Origin of the sequence: Pseudomonas sp. p1(2021b) (assembly GCF_020151015.1) — a bacterium.
Taxonomy (GTDB): domain Bacteria; phylum Pseudomonadota; class Gammaproteobacteria; order Pseudomonadales; family Pseudomonadaceae; genus Aquipseudomonas; species Aquipseudomonas putida_K.
Genome location: NZ_CP083746.1, coordinates 3,332,881 through 3,351,998 on the forward strand (window position 1 = coordinate 3,332,881; position 19,118 = coordinate 3,351,998).

At 61.1% G+C, this 19,118-nt stretch carries 14 protein-coding genes and 1 pseudogene; 9 read left to right on the top strand and 6 right to left on the bottom strand.

Translation table 11 applies throughout. The features are described 5' to 3' along the window. The first annotated feature begins 14 nt into the window (after positions 1-14). A complete protein-coding gene (locus K8374_RS15460; protein ID WP_084854710.1) occupies positions 15-233 on the top strand; it encodes a hypothetical protein in 219 nt (72 codons plus the stop codon). Here K8374_RS15460 and K8374_RS15465 read toward each other — a convergent pair. The 4 genes from K8374_RS15465 to K8374_RS15480 all read right to left on the bottom strand — a co-directional run bounded on the left by K8374_RS15465 (position 217) and on the right by K8374_RS15480 (position 4,844). After that, complete coding sequence (locus tag K8374_RS15465; protein ID WP_224456289.1) at positions 217-2,478, bottom strand: Orn/Lys/Arg decarboxylase N-terminal domain-containing protein; 2,262 nt, start codon at positions 2,476-2,478, stop codon at positions 217-219. The two genes, K8374_RS15460 and K8374_RS15465, sit on opposite strands and share 17 nt — an antisense overlap. A 189-nt stretch (positions 2,479-2,667) precedes the next feature. Further along, complete coding sequence (gene dnaQ / locus K8374_RS15470; RefSeq protein ID WP_263498537.1) at positions 2,668-3,372, bottom strand: DNA polymerase III subunit epsilon; 705 nt, start codon at positions 3,370-3,372, stop codon at positions 2,668-2,670. A 234-nt stretch (positions 3,373-3,606) separates the two neighbouring features. Further along, a complete protein-coding gene (gene rnhA / locus K8374_RS15475) occupies positions 3,607-4,053 on the bottom strand; it encodes a ribonuclease HI (RefSeq protein ID WP_196145729.1) in 447 nt (148 codons plus the stop codon). 32 nt (positions 4,054-4,085) lie between these two features. Further along, positions 4,086-4,844, bottom strand: a complete 759-nt coding sequence (locus K8374_RS15480; RefSeq protein WP_084854706.1) for a class I SAM-dependent methyltransferase — start codon at positions 4,842-4,844, stop codon at positions 4,086-4,088. 83 nt (positions 4,845-4,927) lie between these two features. Here K8374_RS15480 and gloB point away from each other — a divergent pair, with 83 nt between their 5' ends. From gloB to K8374_RS15515, 7 genes are all read left to right on the top strand, one after another. Next, a complete protein-coding gene (gene gloB / locus K8374_RS15485) occupies positions 4,928-5,695 on the top strand; it encodes a hydroxyacylglutathione hydrolase (RefSeq protein WP_224456291.1) in 768 nt (255 codons plus the stop codon). Between the two features lie 100 nt (positions 5,696-5,795). Beyond that, complete coding sequence (locus K8374_RS15490; protein ID WP_224456292.1) at positions 5,796-7,220, top strand: lytic transglycosylase domain-containing protein; 1,425 nt, start codon at positions 5,796-5,798, stop codon at positions 7,218-7,220. Positions 7,221-7,398: 178 nt separating this feature from the next. Beyond that, the gene (locus tag K8374_RS15495) at positions 7,399-9,228 is read left to right on the top strand and encodes an extracellular solute-binding protein (RefSeq protein WP_224456293.1); all 1,830 of its coding nucleotides are present in this window, start codon (positions 7,399-7,401) and stop codon (positions 9,226-9,228) included. Then, complete coding sequence (locus K8374_RS15500) at positions 9,225-11,066, top strand: extracellular solute-binding protein (protein WP_224456294.1); 1,842 nt, start codon at positions 9,225-9,227, stop codon at positions 11,064-11,066. The genes K8374_RS15495 and K8374_RS15500 overlap by 4 nt, the downstream gene beginning before the upstream one ends. Before the next feature lies 1 nt (position 11,067). Beyond that, complete coding sequence (locus tag K8374_RS15505) at positions 11,068-12,141, top strand: microcin C ABC transporter permease YejB (protein ID WP_084854702.1); 1,074 nt, start codon at positions 11,068-11,070, stop codon at positions 12,139-12,141. A 1-nt stretch (position 12,142) separates the two neighbouring features. Then, entirely contained in the window at positions 12,143-13,162 is a 1,020-nt protein-coding gene (locus K8374_RS15510; RefSeq protein ID WP_084854701.1) for an ABC transporter permease, read from the top strand. A gap of 1 nt (position 13,163) precedes the next feature. Continuing rightward, positions 13,164-14,774 (top strand): ABC transporter ATP-binding protein, encoded by a 1,611-nt coding sequence (locus K8374_RS15515; protein WP_224456295.1) that lies wholly within the window; start codon positions 13,164-13,166, stop codon positions 14,772-14,774. A 183-nt stretch (positions 14,775-14,957) separates the two neighbouring features. Here the strand turns inward: K8374_RS15515 and K8374_RS15520 are convergent, their stop codons facing one another. After that, on the bottom strand, positions 14,958-15,686 hold the full coding sequence (locus K8374_RS15520) for a carbon-nitrogen hydrolase family protein (protein WP_224456296.1): 729 nt from the start codon (positions 15,684-15,686) through the stop codon (positions 14,958-14,960). A 143-nt stretch (positions 15,687-15,829) separates the two neighbouring features. Then, positions 15,830-16,045, bottom strand: a pseudogene (locus K8374_RS15525) (AAA family ATPase); the annotation flags it as partial. Positions 16,046-16,310: 265 nt separating this feature from the next. Between K8374_RS15525 and K8374_RS15530 the strand changes: the two are divergent. Beyond that, a complete protein-coding gene (locus tag K8374_RS15530; protein ID WP_224456297.1) occupies positions 16,311-18,857 on the top strand; it encodes a bifunctional diguanylate cyclase/phosphodiesterase in 2,547 nt (848 codons plus the stop codon). Positions 18,858-19,118 lie beyond the last annotated feature (261 nt).

The following is a 19,118-nucleotide window of genomic DNA, read 5'->3' on the forward strand; positions in this document are numbered from 1 at the left end:
AGGTTTTCCCGCAAATGGCAGCAATACTGGTCGGCCAATTCCACGCACGTGACGCCGAAGGCCGTATCTACCCCGTGCATGAGTACCAGGAGTCCACCCTCCAGGCCGACGGCAGCAGCCTCGGTGCGCCGATCGTGACCTACCGCCTGCCCGTCGGCGACCGCGTCCGCCACTTGGGCGAGGACCGTTTCGAGCTGGCCCACAGTGGCGTCGAGCTCATCCGCATTCCTTGATGCAGTCGACCGTGTACACGCGCCCCTGGCCATGACCCTCGCGCTGCAGGCCATGGACATCGGCGACGAAGCCAGGGAAGCCGCTGTCGAAGGCCCGGGCGAAGGCCAGGTAGTCGATGATCGAACGCGTGGCCTCGGTGAAGCGCTCGCCGGGCATGATCAACGGGATGCCCGGTGGGTACGGCACCAGCATCACGGCGGCCACCCGCCCCAGCAAAGCCTCGATCGGCACGGCCTCCACCTCCCCGCGCACCATCCGGTCGTAGGCCTGGGCCGGGGTCATGGCCATTTCCGGCAAGCAGGTGAACAGGCGCTTGAGCTGCTTGGCCGTGGCGTTGGCCCGGTAGCAGCCATGCAGTTGGTCGCACAGGTCGCGCAGGCCCAGGCCCTGGTAGCGTGACGGGTCAACCGCCATCACGCTCGGCAGGCATTGGCCCAGGGCCGTGTTGCCATCGTAGTGGCGCTTGAACTCGAGCAACTCGGTGAGCAAGGTGCTCCATTTGCCTTTGGTGATGCCCATGGAGAACAGCACCAGGAAGCTGTACAAGCCGGTCTTCTCCACCACCAGCCCACGCTCCCAGAGGAACTTGCCCACCACCGCTGCCGGGATGCCGTGCTCACCCAAGGCGCCGCCCGCCGTCAGCCCCGGCATCACCAGGGTGACCTTCAGTGGATCGAGCAGCACGTAGTCCTGCTCCACCTCGCCGAAGCCGTGCCACTCGGCGCCCGGCTGCAGCAGCCAGTCCTCGGCGGCCAGGCGCTGGGCACCCTCGGTCGCTGGCGGCTGCCAGATGCTGAACCACCAGTCATCGGCGGCGATGTGCTCGCGCAGGTTGGCCAAGGCTCGGCGAAAGCTCAGGGCCTCGTCGAACATTTCCTGCAGCAGCGAGGTGCCAGCCGGCCCCTCCATCATGGTCGAGGCAACGTCCAGCGACGCCAGGATGCTGTACTGCGGCGAGGTGGAAATATGCATCATGAAGGCTTCGTTGAAACGGTCGCGGTCCAACTGCCGCAGGCTGCCGTCCTGCACGTGGATCATCGACGCCTGGCTGAACGCCGCCAGCAGCTTGTGGGTGGAATGGGTGCTAAATAGCAACGGGCTGTCCTCGCCTCGCGGGGTGCCCATGGCGTAGCGGCCGGCGAAGAACTCGTGGAATGCGGCGTAGGCGAACCAGGCCTCGTCGAAATGCAGGACCTCGACCCGGGTGCCCAGTACCTGTTTGATCAGCCCGGCGTGGTAGCACAGCCCGTCGTAGGTCGAGTTGGTCACCACGGCCAGGCGGATGCGCGACGTTCGCCCCCGCGCCAGCGGGTTGGCGTCGATCTTCGCCTGGATCGACGCCGGGCTGAATTCGCCCAGCGGGATCGGCCCGATGATGCCCAGCTCGTTGCGTTCCGGGCACAGGTAGAGCGGGATGGCGCCGGTCATGATGATGGCGTGCACCACCGACTTGTGGCAGTTGCGGTCCACCAGGACCAGGTCGTCGCGCCCGACCATGGCGTGCCACACGATCTTGTTGGCGGTGGAGGTGCCGTTGATCACGAAGAAGGTGTGGTCGGCGCCGAAGTTGCGCGCGGCCCTGGCTTCGGCCTCGGCCAGGGGGCCTGTATGGTCGAGCAGCGAGCCGAGTTCGGGTACCGAGACCGACAGGTCCGAACGCAGGGTGTTTTCCCCGAAGAACTGGTGGAATGCCTGGCCGACCGGGCTCTTGCGGTAGGCCACGCCACCGCCGTGGCCAGGCGTATGCCAGGAGTAGTTCGATTGCGCGGTGTGCTGCACCAGGGCCTTGAAGAATGGCGGCAGCAGGCCGTCCAGGTAGTTGTGCGCGGCGCGAGCCACCTGGCGAGCGAGAAAAGGGACAGTGTCTTCGAACAAATAGAGGATGCCACGCAGCTGATTGAGCTCGCTCATGGCCTCGGCAGGGGCATTCTCCAGCGTCACCTGTTCACCGAGGGCGAAGATGGGCAGGTTCGGTGCGCGTTGCCGGGCCAGGCGGATCAGCTCGGCCATGTTCTGCAGCAGGCGGGTGTCTTCTCCGACGCCTTCGGCGGCGATCAGCATGCAGGCCAGGCCGTGATGGGTCGCAGCCACCAGGCGGGCCTCTGCCTGGTCGGCTGCCGCTAGGATGGCGAAACCGTCCTGGGCCAGCTCATCGGCGATACCACGTACCCGCTCACCGGCGACGCTGTCGGCCTTGATGGCGCGGTGGACGATGAGGATGGGGAATTTCAGGTCCTTGTACATGGCGCGGTACTACCTCCGAAGGACGGGTCCGTCCTTTCAGGGTAGAAGCTGGCCGATCAGGCTGCGAGTTGGGCGCGAACCTCGGGGCCGCTTTGCGGCCCTTTCGCGGCACAAGGCCGCTCCTACAGGAATCGCGTTGTAGGAGCTACCTGCCGCGAAAGGGCCGCGCAGCGGCTCGGGCGCTAAAAGTCAGCCCGCCGCAGGCTCGGTCAACGCCTGCCACATCGACGGCGCACCCGCCGACTTGGCGATCGCCGCCAGGCGCTCGGCATGGGCCTCGAGCTCTTCGGCATTGGCCATGATCACCCGCCCCGGCTGGCGCCCGACGATCCGCCGGATCTCACTGCCAGTGCCACCCTCACCGCCTTCGTCGCCCTCGACACCATGGGCCGCCAGCGACAGGCTGGTCTGGCCACCGGTCATCGCCAGGTAGACGTCGGCCAGCAGCTCCGAGTCGAGCAGTGCGCCGTGCAGTTCACGGCCGGAGTTGTCGATGCCGTAGCGTTTGCACAACGCGTCGAGGCTGTTGCGCTGGCCCGGGTGGCGGGCCCGCGCCAGCATCAGGGTATCGATGATGGTGCAGTGCTGGGATATGTCGGCACGGTCGTGCTGGCCCAGCAGGGCGAATTCGTTGTTGATGAAACCGACGTCGAACGCCGCGTTGTGGATGACCAGGTGCGCGCCTTGGATGTATTCGAAGAACTCTTCGGCGACATCGGCGAAACGCGGCTTGCCGACCAGGAAGGCATCGGTGATGCCGTGTACCCCGATCGCGCCCTCGTCACTCTCGCGGTCCGGTTGCAGGTAGACGTGGAAGTTGCGCCCGGTCAGGCGCCGGCCGATGACCTCGACGCAGCCGATCTCGATGATCCGATGGCCTTCACTGACCGGCATACCGGTGGTTTCGGTATCGAGGACGACGTACCGGTTGACTTGCTGCTCCACGCGGGTGGCTCCAACTTGCATCACATGACGAAGCCGGGGATTGTAACCCAAACCGAAATGTTGAGGGCTAGTGTGGGAGCGGGTTCACCCGCGAACACGGACGAAGTCCGTGCCAGGCATAGCGCCGCATCCTTCGCGGGTAAACCCGCTCCCACAAAGGTTCGCATTGCCATGCCCAGAGATTCAACGCTTGGCGCGGACCTCGTCGACGCCGCGGTTGGCCAATTGGTCGGCGCGCTCGTTGCCGGGGTGGCCGATGTGCCCGCGCACCCATTTCCAGGTCACTTTGTGCCGATTGACCTGCTCGTCGAGCTGTTGCCACAGGTCGGCGTTCTTCACCGGCTCCTTGGCGGCGGTTTTCCAACCGCGCTTCTTCCAGTTGGCCATCCATTCGTTGATGCCCTTCATCACGTACTGCGAATCGGTGGTCAGCACCACCTCGCATTCGCGCTTGAGGGCCATCAAGCCCTGGATCGCCGCCATGAGTTCCATGCGATTGTTGGTGGTCTCGCGCTCGCCGCCCCACAGCTCCTTCTCGACGCCCTTGTAAATCATCAGCACACCCCAGCCACCCGGGCCCGGGTTGCCCTTGCAGGCACCATCGGTGTAGATCTCGACGCTATCGCTCATGTACTCGCTCTGTGTTATCGACGCCAGGCCCCTCAAGGCTCGCTATGGCGGCGGTTGACCTTGGCCAGCGGCAACGGCAGCAGCTTGCCCATCGGCTCGCGCCGCTCCTGGCGCAGCGGCCGCAGGCCCACCACCATCTTGCGCGCCACCACCAGGTAGACGCCGCCTCCGGCGCCCTGCCAACCGCCGGCCATGCGCTCCCACCCGGCCAGGCGTTGTTGCCAGGCCGGCGAGGCAAGCGGCGGACGATAGCACCCGAAGCGGCGTTTCTCCAGCGCGAAGCCCAGCAGGTTGAGCCAGTCGCCAAGCCGCGAAGGCGAGATGCAGCGCGCCTTGCGCAACGCGCCACGGCTGAACCAATGGCGGATGCCCCAACTGCTCCAGGGGTTGATCCCGACGATCAACAGGTGGCCACCGGGGCGCACCGCGCTGGCTGCTTCGCGCAGCAGGCTGTGCGGCGACAGGCTGAAGTCCAGGCCGTGTTGCAGCACCACCACATCGGCGGCATGCTCGGAAAGTGGCCAGGCCTGCTCCTCGCAGACGATCTCCACCCCCGGCAACGGCGCACCGAGGCGCACGTTACGCTGTACCTGGGGCGCGTTGGGCGCCGGTTCGGCGCATGGGCCGTAGTGCACCAGGAAGCCGCCGAAAAAGCGGCCAAGCTCGTCCTCGAGGAGCTTTTCCTCCTCGCGCAGCATCATCTGCCCCAATGGCCCATCGAACCAGTCACGGGCCAGGCAGGTCAGTTCGATCCAGTCAGGATCGGCCTGGGCAAAGGCTTTGTCGGTCATTGCGTTCTCCCTCGAAGGTTCTCCCCCTGCGCCATCGCAGTTAAGATGCCTTCATGTTCACGCCAGGCGATTCGGTTACGCACATGATACAGATCGATGCTCTTCCCGCTTTCTCCGACAATTACATCTGGCTGTTACAGGATACTGCCAAACGCCGCTGCGCGGTGGTCGACCCAGGCGATGCCGGCCCTGTGCTCGAATGGCTCGGGGCCCACCCCGGCTGGGTGCTGGAAGACATCCTGGTGACCCATCATCACCATGACCACGTCGGCGGCGTGCAAACCCTCAAGCAGGCGACCGGGGCCCGGGTCTGCGGGCCGGCCCACGAGCGCATCCCGGCCCGCGATCTGGCGCTGGACGACGGCGACCAGGTCCAGGTGCTGGATATGGACTTCCAGGTCATCGCCGTGCCAGGCCACACCCTGGGGCACATCGCCTACTATGGTGCGCCGTTGCTGTTCTGTGGCGATACCCTGTTCGCCGGCGGCTGCGGTCGACTGTTCGAAGGCACCCCTGAGCAGATGCACCAGTCCCTGTCGCGCCTGGCCGCGCTGCCGGCCGAAACCCAGGTGTACTGCACCCACGAATACACCCTGAGCAACCTGCGCTTTGCCAAGGCGGTGGAACCTTCGAACCGCGAGCTGGGCCAGCGGTTCGACGACGTTACCCGCTTGCGCGCCAACGATCGCATCACATTGCCATCAACCATCGCTCTGGAACGCGCCACCAACCCCTTTCTTCGCACGGCTGAAACATCCGTTAAACAAAAAGCAGACGAATGGAAGGGGCATTCCAATCCAAGCCAAGCCGCTGTTTTTGCTGCCTTGAGGTCTTGGAAAGACACCTTCTGATAACCCCACGATATATCGCAAGGCGTGGTCAAAGGTTGACCACGCGGGGACCGGTTTCTAGAATCGCCGAAATTTTTCGCCCGGAAACCTGTCCCAGCCGATGTCTTCCCGTAGCCGCAGAACCTCTCAATCCGTCGCCCTGACGCGTCTGGCCCAAATCAGTGCGCTGGCCCTGGCCGCCACCCTGGTGGGCTGCCAGAGCACCCGTCAGCACGACGAATCCGACAGCGTTCGCGCAAGCTACCAAGCGCGGGTCAAGCACAAGCCTGCCCCTCTGCTGGTCAAGCCAGTCGAGCAGGCACCGCAGGATGTCTGGGAGCGCATGCGACAGGGCTTCGCCCTGCAGGACGACATCGGGGTCAACCCGCGCATCGAGCAACAGCGCCTGTGGTTCGCCAGCAACCCTACGTTCCTGGAAAGCGCGGGCGAACGCGGCAGCCTCTACTTGCACTATATCGTCGAGCGCCTCGAAGAGCGCGACATGCCGCTGGAGCTGGCCCTGCTGCCGGCGATCGAGAGCGCCTACAACCCGATGGCCTACTCCCGCGCCCATGCGGTCGGCCTGTGGCAGTTCATTCCCTCCACCGGTCGCCATTTCAACCTGCGCCAGACCAACTTCTATGACGGGCGCCGCGACATCACCGCGTCGACCAACGCCGCCCTGGACTACCTGGGCCGCCTGCACGACATGTTCAACGGCGACTGGCTGCTGGCCCTGGCGGCCTACAATGCCGGTGAAGGCACGGTCAGCCGGGCCATCGAGCGCAACGAGCGCCTGGGCCTGCCCACCGACTACTGGAACCTGCCCCTGCCCCAGGAAACCCGCGACTACGTGCCCAAGCTGCTGGCCCTTTCGCAGGTGGTGCTGACCCCCGATGCCTATGGCGTGAACCTCAGCCCGATCGCCAACGAGCCCTACTTCGAAGCTGTCGCCATCAACGAACGCCTGGACCTGTCCCGGGTCGCCGCGTTCGCCGATATCGACGAAGACGAGCTGATCCAGCTCAACCCGGCCTTCAAGAAACGCATGACCGTGGACGGTCCCAAGCAGTTGCTGGTGCCCACCGCCAAGGCCCAGTTGCTGTCCGACAGCCTGTCCAACCTCAAGCCCGAGGAGCTGGTCAGCCTGCAACCGAACAAGGCCGTGTTCCAGGCCGCCCTGGCCGAGGCCAAGGCGCCGGTGAAGGCGCGCAGCTACCGGGTCAAGCGTGGCGACAACCTGAGCAGCATCGCCAAGGCTCACCGTGTCTCGGTACGTGACCTGCAGCGCTGGAATCGCCTTTCCGGCAACCGCGTCAAGGCTGGCCAGGTGCTCGCCCTGCGCGGCGGCAGTTCGAGCGGCGCCGCCAACCGCGTCGCGTCGTCCAAGCAGCGATCTACCCAATACAAGGTGCGCAAGGGTGATTCGCTCTATGCGGTGGCCAAGCGCTTCAACGTCGAGATGAAGCACCTCAAGCGCTGGAACCCGCGCAGCGGGCATGCGCTCAAGCCCGGGCAGACGCTGACCGTCTACCTGTCGCACTGACCCGAGTGCCCGGGGCCGCTGCGCGGCCCTTTCGCGGCACAAGGCCGTTCCTACAGGTATGGTGCACCCCGAGCGGCCTTGCGCCGCCAAACCCCACCGCCAAACACTCTTTTTCCATCCCAGACAAGCTGTTACTGTAGCCCGATCAAAGCCCAACGCCCCTGGATCGGATGCCGACTTGATACGTCCCCTCCTGCTGTCCCTCAGCCTGGCCTTGAGCTTTCCCGCAGTCGCGACGGTGAGCGAAAGCCACGGTTATGCGCAGTTCGGCACGCTCAAGTATCCAGCCACTTTCACCCATTTCGACTGGGTCAACCCGCAAGCGCCCAAGGGCGGTACCTTGCGGGCCATGGCATTCGGAACCTTCGATACCCTCAACCCCTATACGTTCAAGGGTTCCAGCCCGGTCAGCACGCCGAACTTCCTGCAATACGGCATCAACGAGCTGAACGAGCCACTGATGGTCGGCACCGGCCAGTACGCCCCCTCCGGCGACGAGCCCACCTCCAGCTACGGCCTGATCGCCCGCTCGGTGGAGTACAGCGAGGACCGCAGCTGGGTGGTGTTCAACCTGCGCCCCGAAGCGCGCTTCCACGATGGCCACCCGATCACCTCGGCAGACGTGGCGTTCTCGTACCGCACCCTGCTCAAGGAAGGCCACCCGATGTACCGCACCAACCTGCAGGAAGTGCGGCGGGTGGACATCCTCGGGCCCAAGCGCATCCGCTTCGTCTTCAAACGCGCCGGCAACCCCTTGCTGATCCTGCGCCTGGGCGAAATGCCGGTGCTGCCCAAGCATTACTGGAAAGGCCGCGACTTCAAAGCCACCACCTTCGAGCCGCCACTGGGCAGTGGCCCCTACCGCATCACCCAGGTGGAGCCTGGCCGGCGCCTGGTGTTCGAGCGGGTGAAGAACTACTGGGGCAAGGACCTGGCGGTCAACCGTGGCAAGTACAACTTCGACCGCGTCGAGTACGAGTTCTACCGCGACGCCACGGTGGCCTTCGAAGCGTTCAAGGCCGGCGAGTTCGACATCTACATCGAACATCAGGCCAAGAACTGGGCCAACGGCTATAACTTCCCGGCCATTCGCCGTGGCGAAGTGATCAAGGCGCAGATCCCGCACCGCATCCCCACCCAGACCCAGGGGCTGTTCATGAACAGCCGCCGGGCCGCCTTCAGCGACCCACGGGTGCGCCAGGCCCTGGGGCTGATGCTCGACTTCGAGTGGACCAACCGCGCCCTGTTCAGCAGCGCCTACCGCCGCTCGACCAGCTATTACCCCAACAGCGAATTCGCCGCCACCGGCCTGCCCACAGGCAAAGAATGGCTGTTGCTGGCGCCGTTCCGCGACGAATTGCCGGCCAGGCTGTTCACCGAGCCCTACCGGGTCAGCCACACCGATGGCCGCGGCATCGACCGCAAGACCCTGCGCCAGGCCCTGGCGCTGTTCGCCAAGGCCGGCTGGAAGCTCGACGGCCAGCGCCTGGTCAATGCCAAGGGCCAGCAGTTCCGCATGGAGCTGTTGCTGGTCAACCCGAACTTGGAGCGTATCCTCCAGCCCTACGTGGAGAACCTGGCCAGCATGGGCATCGACGCGCGCCTGCGCACGGTCGACCGCGCCCAGTACAAGCAGCGCCTGGACCAATTCGACTTCGACATGATCCTCATGACCCTGGGCCAGACCTTGAGCCCAGGCCTGGAGCAATGGCTGTACTTCCATTCCAGCCAGGCCTCGGTCAAGGGCAGCAAGAACTACGCAGGTGTGAAGGACCCGGTGGTCGACCACCTGCTCGACACCCTGCTCGCCGCCCGCACCCGTGACGACCAGGTCGCCGCCGCCCGCGCCCTGGACCGGGTGCTGTCATGGCAGTACTACATGATCCCCAACTGGTATCTCGACAATCACCGCCTGGCCTACCGCAACCGGTTCGCCTTCGTCACCACGCCGCCCTATACCCTGGGCCTGAACAGCTGGTGGCTCAAGACCTCGGAGAAAGCCCAATGATGCCAACGCACCCTCTGCGCCGGCTGGCCGGTAGCCTGCTGCTCGCCTGCCTGAGCCTGCCCGCGATGGCCGCACCGCAGCATGCGCTCACCCTGTACGATGAGCCGCCCAAGTACCCGGCCAATTTCAAGCACTTCGACTACGTCAACCCCGACGCGCCCAAGGGCGGCACCTTCCGCCAGTCCAGCTTCGGCAGCTTCGACAGCCTCAACCCCTTCATCAACAAGGGCGTGCCGGCCGATGACGTGAGCATCATCTACGACACCCTGATGCGCCAGAGCCTTGACGAGCCCTTCACCGAGTACGGCCTGGTGGCCGGCAAGATCGAAAAGGCCCCGGACAACAGCTGGGTGCGCTTCTACCTGCGCCCCGAAGCGCGCTTCCACGACGGCCACCCGATGCGTGCCGAGGACGTGGTGTTCACCTTCAACACCCTGATGAGCAAGGGCGCCCCGCTGTTTCGTGGCTACTACGCCGACGTCGCCGAAGTGGTCGCCGAAGACCCGCTGCGGGTGCTGTTCAGGTTCAAGCACAAGAACAACCGCGAGCTGCCGTTGATTCTCGGCCAGTTGCCGGTACTGCCCAAGCACTGGTGGCAAGGCCGGGAGTTCGACCGTGGCAACCTGGAGATCCCCCTGGGCAGCGGCCCGTACAAGGTCGCCGAGGTCAAGGCCGGCCGCTCGGTGCGCTACGAGCGGGTCAAGGACTACTGGGCCAAGGATTTGCCGATCAACCGCGGCCACTACAACTTCGACCAGATGACCTACGATTCCTACCGCGACAACACTGTCGCCCTGGAAGCGCTCAAGGCCGGGCAGTTCGACTACTGGCTGGAAACCAGCGCGAAGAACTGGGCCACGGCCTACAACGTGCCTGCTGTGCAGGAAGGCCGGCTGGTGCGCGAGGAGCTGGCCAACGGCAACCCCACCGGTATGCAGGGTTTCATCTTCAACCTGCGCCGCCCCGTGTTCCAGGACGTGCGCGTACGCCAGGCCCTGAGCCTGCTGCTGGACTATGAGTGGACCAACAAGCAGCTGTTCAACGGCGCCTACACCCGCACCGGCAGCTATTTCGAGAACTCCGAGATGGCCGCCGAGGGCCTGCCGGGGCCCGATGAGCTGAAGATCCTCGAACCGCTGCGCGGCAAGATTCCCGAACAGGTCTTTACCGAGCCCTTCCACAACCCGGTCAGCGACGGCAGCGGCATGATCCGCGACCAGCAACGCAAGGCCTACAAGCTGCTGCAGGAAGCCGGCTGGAAGATCGCCGACGACAAGATGGTCGATGCCCAGGGCAAGCCGGTGGTCATCGAATTCCTGCTGGCCCAGACCGAGTTCGAGCGCATCCTGTTGCCGTTCAAGCGCAACCTCGCCGACCTCGGCATCGAGCTGAACATCCGCCGCGTGGACGTCTCGCAATACATCAACCGCCTGCGCTCGCGCGACTTCGACATGATCGTCGGCGGCTACCCGCAGTCGAGCTCCCCCGGCAACGAGCAGCGCGAATTCTGGACCAGCGCCGCCGCCGACAACCCCGGCAGCCGCAACTTCATCGGCCTGCGCGACCCGGCCATCGATCAGTTGGTGGAGCAATTGATCAACGCCGACTCGCGGCAAAGCCTCATCGCGCATACCCGTGCCCTGGACCGCGTGCTGCTGTGGGGCTACTACGTGATCCCCAACTGGCACATCAAGACCTGGCGCGTGGCCTACTGGAACCACATCGGCCACCCGAAGGTGTCGCCCAAGTACGACATCGGCATCAACACCTGGTGGATCAAGCCCGAAGTGACCCCAGCGGTGGCCGAGCCTGCGGCACAACGGGACGAGGCGAACTGACATGCTCGCCTACATCCTGCGCCGCCTGCTGCTGATCATCCCGACCCTGTTCGGCATCCTGATCATCAACTTCATCATCGTCCAGGCCGCCCCCGGTGGCCCGGTGGAGCAGATGATCGCCAAGCTCGAAGGCTTCGAAGGCGCCACCAGCCGCATCGCCGGCGGCGGCGCCGAAGTGGCCGTGGCCGGCTCCAACTACCGCGGCGCCCAGGGCTTGGACCCGGCCCTGATCGCCGAGATCGAGCGCATGTACGGCTTCGACAAGTCGGCGCCCGAGCGCTTGTGGATCATGATCAAGAACTACGCCCAGCTGGACTTCGGCGAGAGCTTCTTCCGCGATGCCAAGGTCATCGACCTGATCATCGAGAAAATGCCCGTGTCCATCTCGCTCGGGCTATGGAGCACGCTGATCATGTACCTGGTGTCGATCCCCCTGGGGGTCGCCAAGGCCGTGCGCCACGGCAGCCACTTCGACGTCTGGACCAGCTCGGCGATCATCGTCGGCTACGCCATCCCGGCGTTCCTGTTCGCCATCCTGCTGATCGTGCTGTTCGCCGGCGGCAGCTACTTCGACTGGTTCCCCCTGCGCGGCCTGACCTCCAACAACTTCGACGAGCTGTCCACCACCGGCAAGGTGCTCGATTACTTCTGGCACCTGGTGCTGCCGATCACCGCGCTGGTCATCGGCAACTTCGCCACCATGACCCTGCTGACCAAGAACAGCTTCCTCGACGAGATCAACAAGCAGTACGTCATCACCGCCAAGGCCAAGGGCCTGAGCCGGCCACGGGTGCTCTACGGCCACGTGTTCCGCAATGCCATGCTGCTGGTGATCGCCGGTTTTCCCTCGGCGTTCATCGGCATCTTCTTCACAGGCTCCCTGCTCATCGAGGTGATCTTCTCCCTCGACGGCCTGGGCCTGATGAGCTTCGAGGCAGCGATCAACCGCGACTACCCGGTGGTCTTCGGCACCCTGTTCATCTTCACCCTGCTGGGGCTGGTGGTGAAGCTGATCGGCGACCTGACCTACACCCTGGTCGACCCCCGCATCGATTTCGCCAGCCGGGAGCAATGACATGGCACTCTCCCCTCTCAATCGCCGGCGCTTCGAGCGCTTCAAGGCCAACCGCCGCGGCTGGTGGTCGCTGTGGATCTTCATCGTGCTGTTCGGCCTGAGCCTGGGCGCCGAGCTGATCGCCAACGACAAGCCCATTGCCGTGCGCTACGACGGCCAGTGGTACTTCCCGGCCTTCAAGCGCTACCCGGAGACCACCTTTGGCGGCGAATTCCCCCTGGAGGCCAACTACAAGAGCCCCTACATCCGTGAGCTGCTGGCCGCGAAGGACAGCTTCGTGCTGTGGGCACCGATCCCGTTCAGCTACCAGAGCATCAACTACGACCTCAAGGTTCCCGCCCCCGCCCCGCCCTCGGCGGACAACTGGCTGGGCACCGACGACCAGGGCCGCGACGTGCTGGCGCGGGTGATCTATGGCTTCCGCGTGTCGGTGCTGTTCGCCCTGACGCTCACCGTGCTCAGTTCCATCGTCGGCGTGATCGCAGGGGCCCTGCAGGGCTACTACGGCGGCTGGGTGGACCTGGCCGGCCAGCGCTTTCTGGAGATCTGGTCGGGCCTGCCGGTGCTGTACCTGTTGATCATCCTGGCCAGCTTCGTGCAACCCAACTTCTGGTGGCTGCTGGGCATCATGCTGCTGTTCTCCTGGATGAGCCTGGTGGACGTGGTGCGCGCCGAGTTCCTGCGCGGGCGCAACCTCGAGTACGTGCGCGCCGCCCGTGCCCTGGGCATGCGCAACGGCGCGATCATGTACCGGCACATCCTGCCCAACGCCATGATCTCGACCATGACCTTCATGCCCTTCATCCTCACCGGCGCCATCGGCACCCTCACCGCCCTGGACTTCCTCGGCTTCGGCCTGCCGCCCGGCGCGCCCTCGCTGGGCGAGCTGGTGGCCCAAGGCAAGTCCAACCTGCAGGCGCCGTGGCTCGGCATCAGCGCCTTCGCCGTGCTGGCGATCATGCTGAGCCTGCTGGTGTTCATCGGCGAATCCGCCCGCGATGCCTTCGACCCGAGGAAATGACATGAGCGAACAGAACCTGATCGAAGTGCGCGACCTCGCCGTGGAATTCGTCACCGGCGAGCATGTGCATCGGGTGGTCGACGGCATCAGCTTCGACATCCGCAAGGGCGAAACCCTGGCCCTGGTCGGCGAAAGCGGCTCGGGCAAGTCCGTCACCGCCCACTCCATCCTGCGCCTGCTGCCCTACCCGCTGGCGCGCCACCCCAGCGGGAGCATCCGCTATGGCGACAAGGACATGCTGCAACTGGGCGAGAAGCCCATGCAGCGCATTCGCGGTGACCGTATCGCGATGATCTTCCAGGAGCCGATGACCTCGCTGAACCCGCTGCATACCATCGAGAAGCAGATCAACGAAATCCTCCTGCTGCACAAAGGCCTCACCGGCAAGGAAGCCACCGCGCGGACCCTCGAACTGCTGGAGATGGTCGGCATCCCCGAGCCGCAGAAACGCCTCAAGGCCCTGCCCCACGAGCTGTCCGGCGGCCAGCGCCAGCGCGTGATGATCGCCATGGCGCTGGCCAACGAGCCGGAGCTGTTGATCGCCGACGAGCCCACCACCGCGCTCGACGTGACCGTGCAGTTGAAAATCCTCGACCTGCTCAAGGCATTGCAAGCACGGCTGGGGATGGCCCTGCTGCTGATCAGCCATGACCTGAACCTGGTGCGGCGCATTGCCCACCGGGTGTGCGTGATGCAGTGCGGCAAGATCGTCGAGCAGGCCGATTGCGCGACGCTGTTCCGTTCGCCGCAGCATCACTACACCAAGATGCTGATCAATGCCGAGCCCAGCGGCGCGCCGGCGGACAACCCGGTAGGGTCGCCGCTGCTGGAAGTCGAGGACCTGCGGGTGTGGTTCCCGATCAAGAAAGGCCTGCTGCGGCGCACCGTCGACCACGTCAAGGCCGTGGACGGCATCGACTTCAGCCTGCCCCAGGGGCAGACCCTCGGCATCGTGGGGGAAAGCGGCTCGGGCAAGTCTACCCTGGGCCTTGCCATTCTGCGCCTGATCGCCAGCCGCGGCGGCATCCGCTTCCATGGCCAGAATCTCGAAGGGCTCAGCCAGAAGGACGTTCGCCCCCTGCGCCGAGAGATGCAGGTGGTGTTCCAGGACCCCTTCGGCAGCCTCAGCCCCCGCATGTGCGTGGCCGATATCGTCGGTGAAGGCTTACGGATTCACCGCATCGGCACGCCTGCCGAACAGGAAGCCGCGATCATCGCCGCGCTCGAGGAAGTGGGGCTGGATCCGCGAACGCGTCACCGCTACCCGCATGAATTCTCCGGAGGCCAGCGCCAGCGCATCGCCATTGCCCGAGCACTGGTACTCAAGCCTGCATTGATTCTGCTGGATGAACCGACCTCGGCGCTGGACCGGACCGTGCAGCGGCAGGTGGTGGAGTTACTGCGCAATCTACAGCACAAGTACAACCTGACGTACCTGTTCATCAGCCATGACCTGGCGGTGGTCAAAGCGCTCAGTCACCAGTTGATGGTGATCAAGCATGGGCATGTGGTGGAACAAGGGGATGCGCAGGCGATCTTCCAGGCGCCGCAGCATCCGTATACGCGGCAGTTGTTGGAGGCGGCATTCTTGGAGGCGGTTCCGGTTGCCTAGGCTTGTCTCTCATGATGCTCGCGTCCCCAGTCCCGGGGGCAGGCTTCGGATCTGACGATTGGCATACCGGCTGCGACTGGCTTCTTCGGCCTTCGCTGTCTCCATGAGCGGCAGCTTGGGAAGCGGTCGCTCCTGTCTTTGGCTATTGCCCCCAAATAGCCGGCCTTCCGTGTCGAAATCCTCTTAGATGCTTAAAAGCGTGCCTTCGCCAGTTAGCGAATTGTAGATAACCAACGCTTCCTCGCATTCGCCCGCTTGGGTAACCAAGTTACCTTCACGGCTCCAGATTCCCGAATGACCAGATGCGATGTAGTTATCCGCCGGCCCCACACAATTGGCCATCACGACTGCCATTCCATATTGCCGAGCTATCTGCGGATAATGGCTGTACGCCGCAGCCACTCCTCTTGAAGATTTGGCAACACTCGTGAAGTAAATGGTTGACCCCGCCTCTGACGCTTGTTGTGCGTGACCGGGTTGCAACGACTCATAGCAAATGGCCGGAACCAGCACCTCATTGGCGTGGGTGAATACCTGCTGGGTACCCCCAGGTGAGAAAAAGGGCTGCTCATCGGCATGCAGCAGCTGCTTGGCGTAGACGATTCGCTCCGATTTGGGCTGGAAGAAAAACATGGCAATCTGAACGCCGCGCTCGACGCGTAGTGGTGCACCTACGGCAATCAAAATCCCGGAACGGTCGCTGAGCTGCTGGAACACCTCTAGTCTCGGATCGTCGACCTGCATGGCCAAACCCTCAGCAAGCACGGGTTCATAAGCGGTCAGAGACAGTTCAGGGAAGAAAATACCATCCGCTCCGTAGCGTACCGCCTGCTCGATGACAGCGATGTGTTTGGCGATATTTTGTTCAGTCTTCCCTGGGTAGGACGAGATTTGTGCGGCAACAAGCTTCATAAGTTTTCCAATTGATTATGTTGGAGCAGGTTGATTCACATTCCATAAGTTACCTGAAGATGGGCTACTTGTGCTGGGTAAGTGGCTATGAAACTACCGAAACCGCCCCATGAGTGAAAAGGCTATTGCGTAGAGCCATCACCAGGGCCCTGTAAAGGTCGGTTCAGCATTGTTCTAAGAAGCACGCACCAGAATCGAAGCGTTGCCGAGCGATCAATCCAAATCAACATGTCAGCCCGGGCCAGCCGGTTGTTCCATGCGGTCGAATGCCTGCCTTCGAAGATCCAGCGCTCACGGGCCTCGACCTCATGACAAAGACGCATCTTCTCGTCCCGACTCCGCTCGCCCCACCCTGGCTGCATTGCAGGCTTATGCATATCATCCGTCATTATCAATAATCAATTGCATTATCGCTTGCGAGGGAAATAGAGCAAAAGCTCTTTAATCTCAAGCTTCGAAATATGGCACCAACGTGCAGAAACAAAAGAGTATTTGCTCTAGTTGCCACAAAAAAACACTGGTCGCGACAATTGGCTGGCGTCAATTTGACATCACGTTGTTCTGGGGTATATTCACATCGAACTAACCAGATGGTAGTAACCACAAGGCTCGGAGGGTGATGCGGTGATTTCAAATCTTATTAACCAATCGAGCCTTTCAGACTGCCCGAGAGAAAAGCTAACCCAAAAGACGATAGTAATTGCCAGTGGCTCACTGCTCGTGGGGTTAATCGGTTTCGTTATCACGCTCTTGCTCATAACAGAAAAAATTAACGAAAACGCATACCAACAAAGCTTATTTTATGCTGAAAAAGCACTCAACAATCGAAAGGCGCACATAAGTAATACGATAAGGGATTACGCCTATTGGGGCGATGCCTATGAAAACCTTCACAAGCACTTCAACTTCGACTGGGCGTTTACGCGAAGGAATCTTGGCCCTACACTGTTTGAGAACTTCAAAATAGATGGTGTATTTGTTCTAGATCCAAAGTTGAAATCTGTATACAGCCTCATTGAAGGGAATTTTAGCAACCTCACAGCTGAAGACTGGATAGACGGCGACCTTCTCAAACTCGTGCAAAGAGCACAGGCGCAGCAAAAAGAGGAAGGAAGTGTTGTTGCATTGTATGAGGTAGGCGGTAGGCCTGCCTTCGTATTCGCTGCCACGATAACGCCTGGAAACGATCCTTCGGTAAAAGCCACAGACGGGCCACCCTCGATCATTATATTTGTTGATGTTCTGACCCCTCAAAAATTAATTATGCTAGGGCATGAATTCGGGCTAAATCATTTCCGAGCGACGCTGAACATTGACGAGCCAGTAGAGCCCACATCGTTTACGTTACCTACTGACAGCAAAAACGTCTACCTATTGAGCTGGGATGTTTTCCAGCCAGGAAAAGATTTATGCCTATGGATTCTGCCACTCTTTGTAATTATTAGCCTCCTCATAATCGGCTTGTATTGGCTTGCCATACGAAAAATATTAAACACCTCTAGAAAGCTTGACCAAAGCCAGCAGGCCGTCATTGAGAGTGAGAAACTATTCCGCGATATAGCAAAAGCAAGCTCAGATTGGCTATGGGAAATAGACGAAAAGGAGTGTTTCACCTATCTGTCCGAACGCTTCAATCAAGTAACTGGACACGCGCGCGAGGCGTGGATTAGCCGCCCAATACATCAACTGTTAAAATTCAACGGCGGCACCATACAAAGCTGGTTAACCAACCCTGAAGTCAAGAAGAACCTACGAACACCTCTTTCTTGCAGCTACCAGTCCGCCAGTGGAAAGCTCTCTTTATGCGATCTCGTCATTTGTGGCGAACCCGACTCATCTCAAAGAGTCAGAGGCGTTGCTCGAGATATTACATCGGAGCTGGAAAGCCTAGAGCGAATCCAACAACTCCAGCAATGCGACATATTAACCGGCTTACCTAATCGCACGCATTTGCTTGAGCATTTGGCGCTAAGAGTCGAGGCAGCTGAAGAAAATTCAATTGCCGTTCTGAATGTATGGCTTGATGGGCTTGGCCGAATTTGCGATAGCCATGACCGTGCAATAGGTGATCAGGTTCTTATAGATGCAGCGCAGCGATTAAAGGACTTCTTAAGGCATGATGATTTGCTCGCCCATAATGCACCCGATGAATTCATCATTGTCTTGGATGGCGGCTTTTCCTTGAAAAATTATGTCGATTCGCTATGCGGAAAGATAGTTAACTTATTAGAGAAGCCCTTTTATACGTCCCACCATCAAATACTATTAAGTGCACGAATTGGTATTTCGACATTGCCTGCTTCCACGGCGTCGAAACTCTTACGAGCCTCTGAGATTGCATTGCATTACGCACGGCGTCAGAAAAATTCAAAGTGGTGTGTCCTTACCGATACTATGCTGAGGGAGTTCAGCCAGAACAAAGAGCTCGAGCGGGACCTGAATTGCGCCATCACCAATCATGAATTGGATATATTTTACCAACCTCGCGTCAATACCCAAACTCTTCAAGTCGAAGGTATAGAAGCTCTAATCCGTTGGCACCATCCTCAAAAAGGGTTAATTGGTCCCGATGTCTTTATCCCAATAGCTGAAGAGAGTGGAGTGATACTTTCATTGGGGAAATGGGTTTTACATCAAGCCTGCGCCCAAATCCTAAAGCTGGAAGATCATCTTTACATTTCTATAAATCTTTCGCCAAAACAATTTTATTCTCCCGACCTGGTAGAGCTTGTCAAAGACGCGTTAGCGCGTTCCGGCCTACCCGGCCACCGCATGGAGCTTGAAATTACCGAAAGCTGCATGCTTGATGAGAATGGTGAGACGCTCGCTATACTGAACAATTTAAAAGCACTCGGCATTCGCCTTGCCATGGATGATTTCGGCACTGGCTATTCATCATTGAGCTATTTGCAAAACTACCCATTTGATGTCCTAAAAATTGATAGAAGTTTTATCGCTGACATCCATATCAGCGCTAGAAAAAAAGCAATCGTTTTGGCAATCATTCAGCTCGGACATGCGTTGGATATAACGGTTACGGCCGAGGGTGTTGAAGACCAAGGCCAGTACAAACTACTTAAGGACCTAGGCTGTGACGAATTGCAAGGTTATTTTTTTGGAAAGCCGGCGCCAATCGACTCGCTGTCGCACCTCAGTTCAAAAAAAGAGTGAGCTATACATGACCACGTGGGAGCTCAGCATGAAAGACTCTATCAGTTTGATGCGGCGTCACCGAGAACTGAATAATGAACTTCAAGATCTATATCGGATTTTTGAAGGCCATTATGGGTCAAAGGATCTATCCGCAGCGATAGAAGAGCTCAATAGAAAGATCGGGGCACTGCAACGAGACGTTTTCAATATACTCAGCGAGAGATCCCATATAGATACACATACGCGCGGTTAGGCTGCGCATTAAGCTGCTGTGGTTTT